Origin of the sequence: Nocardiopsis trehalosi NBRC 14201 (assembly GCF_001552555.1) — a bacterium.
GTDB lineage: Bacteria > Actinomycetota > Actinomycetes > Streptosporangiales > Streptosporangiaceae > Nocardiopsis_B > Nocardiopsis_B trehalosi.
In genome coordinates, this window is sequence record NZ_BCRK01000335.1 from 1 (window position 1) to 2,249 (window position 2,249).

3 protein-coding genes are annotated in these 2,249 nt (G+C 76.1%); 1 reads left to right on the forward strand and 2 read right to left on the reverse strand.

The window, feature by feature from the left end:
* Positions 1 to 104 precede the first annotated feature (104 nt).
* The gene (locus NT8_RS27935; protein WP_067976055.1) at positions 105 to 581 is read left to right on the forward strand and encodes an SRPBCC family protein; all 477 of its coding nucleotides are present in this window, start codon (positions 105 to 107) and stop codon (positions 579 to 581) included.
* Positions 582 to 624: 43 nt separating this feature from the next.
* On the opposite strand, the gene NT8_RS27940 is transcribed toward NT8_RS27935, so the two are convergent.
* Positions 625 to 1,122 carry a phosphoribosyltransferase gene (locus NT8_RS27940; RefSeq protein WP_067976057.1) on the reverse strand — a complete coding sequence of 166 codons (498 nt, stop codon included), beginning with the start codon at positions 1,120 to 1,122 and terminating at the stop codon, positions 625 to 627.
* Positions 1,123 to 1,317: 195 nt separating this feature from the next.
* Complete coding sequence (locus NT8_RS27945; RefSeq protein ID WP_067976059.1) at positions 1,318 to 1,977, reverse strand: hypothetical protein; 660 nt, start codon at positions 1,975 to 1,977, stop codon at positions 1,318 to 1,320.
* Positions 1,978 to 2,249: the final 272 nt, after the last annotated feature.

Consider the following 2,249-nt stretch of genomic DNA (forward strand, 5'->3'; position numbering starts at 1 on the left):
TCGCGCGCTGGAGCGCGCGTCGAGCCGCGCCGCCCAGGCTGGCCGCACCGTGCCCGGCGGCCCGCCGGGCGCGGTCCGAGCCGCCCACAGCGCCAGGGGAGACCATGTCCGGACACACCGACAACGCCATCACCATCGACGCCCCGATGGACCTCGTGTGGCGCATGGCCAACGACGTGCCGTCGTGGCCGGAGCTGTTCACCGAGTACGCCGCCGCCGAGGTGCTGCACCGCGACGGCGACCGCGTCCGCTTCCGGCTCACCACCGTCCCCGACGAGAACGGCGCGTCGCAGACCTGGGTGTCGGAGCGCCTGCACGACCCGGCCGCGCGGACCGTGCGCGCCCAGCGCATCGAACTCGGCCCGTTCAAGTACATGCACCTGTTCTGGGAGTTCACGCCCGACGGCGACGGCGTCCGGCTGCGCTGGGTGCAGGACTTCGAGGTGCGGGACGACGCCCCGTTCGACGACGCGGCGGTCGCCGCGCGGCTGAACCGGTTGTCCCCGGTGCAGATGCGGCACATCCGCGCCGCGATCGAGAGCGCGGCGCGGGCGGCGGAGCCCGTGGACGCCGGCGCCTGACCGCGCCGGCGGCGGGGTGGTGCCGGGGGCCGGGCGGTCCGCCTCAGGCGCCGTCCGGGTGGTCGGCGCCGGCGGTCACCGGGGGCAGCGCCGACCACGGGAAGTCGATCCACCGGTCGGTGCGCCGCCACACGTACTCGCACTTCACCAGTGAGCGCGGCTTCTCGTAGATGACGGCGGTGCGGACCTCGGCGACGTGCGCGCGGCAGAAGTCGTGGACGAGCTTGAGCGTCCGGCCGCTGTCGGCGACGTCGTCGGCCACCAGCACCCGGCGGCGGCTCAGGTCGACGGTGCTGGGCACCGGCGGCAGCATGACCGGCATGTCCAGGGTCTCGCCGACCCCGGTGTAGAACTCGACGTTCATCACGTGCAGGTTCTTCACGTCGAGCGCGTAGCCGAGGCCGCCCGCCACGAACAGGCCGCCGCGCGCGATCGACAGGATGATGTCGGGCCGGTAGCCGTCGGCGGCGACGTCGCGCGCGAGGTCGCGCATCGCCGTGCCGAACAGCTCGTAGGTCAGGACCTCGCGCTCGCCGCTCACTACCGCTCCCCTGCCGCCGCCGGTCGGACCTCCGGCCGCGCGGCGGGCGGCCCGGGTGTCCGGCCGCCCGGACCAGGCCGGACGCCCCCAGTATCGCGCCCGGGCCCGCCCGTACCGCGCACCGGGGGTGCGGGCGCGGCCCGCCGCCGCACCGCCGGCCGGCCGCACGCTCCCGGGGCCGCCGGCCGGCCGCCGTCAGGTGTCGCCCTCCCGGGCGAACCAGAACCCCTCGGTGATGGCGTCGTCGAGCGACATGGCGCGGCCGCCGAAGTCGAGCCGCTCGTCGGCCAGCCGGCCCCACAGCACGAGGTCGTGCGGCGCGGGCGTGCCGCCCCCGCCGAGGACGGCCGCGCGGTGCGCGTGCACGGCGAGCGCCAACCGGGTCGCCACGGCCCGCGAGCGGTCGCGGTTGCGCGCCTGGTGCAGGTCGTGCGCCGTCTGCCGGTGCGCGTGGTGGGCGGCCTTGAGCTGGCGCAGCCGCATCTCGACCAGGTGCAGGAACTTCATCCGCCGCCGCCGCTTCTCGTCGAGCGGGGCCTTGGCGGCGCCGTACTCGCGGTCGGTGATGCGCCCGGCGTCGCGTGCGGCGCGCAGCTCGGCGAGCCGGGCCTTGTCGGCGGTCGAGCCGGTGCCGACCAGCTGCTTGGCCTCGACCAGCACCCCGCGCGTGCGCTCCACCAGCTCCCGGGAGAGCAGGTAGTGCTCCCACAGGTGGTCGTACTCGGGGTGCAGCCGCCGCGTGACGAACGGGTAGTACTCGGCGTCGCCCATGGCGCCGAGTTCGTGCATCGCCGTGATGGGCGGCGCCCCGCCCGCCCCCGCCCTCGCGGTGCCGACCGGCCCCTCGATCGCCATACACCCCTCCCGGCCGCCGACGTCGAGGTCAGCGTAGTGAGCCCGCGCCCACCGCACCGGCCTTTCCGCCAACCCCGCCCGGTCCGGGGCTCCGGGCCCGGATCCGGGCCCGGATCCGGGCCCGGATCCGGGCCCGCGGCATGGGGTCCACGGGCTCATGACCGGAACCGGCCACACCCCTATGATCCAGGGATCATTCGCCCCCCAGCCTGTCCCCTGGAGCCGCCATGTCCGACTCTCCCCGACCACCACGCGCACCGCGACCCCGGCGC

Bases quoted from the DNA above. Each gene is read 5' to 3' on its own strand.
- NT8_RS27935 (WP_067976055.1), top strand. From the start codon at position 105: ATGTCCGGACACACCGACAACGCCATCACCATCGACGCCCCGATGGAC.
- NT8_RS27945 (WP_067976059.1), bottom strand. From the start codon at position 1,977: ATGGCGATCGAGGGGCCGGTCGGCACCGCGAGGGCGGGGGCGGGCGGG.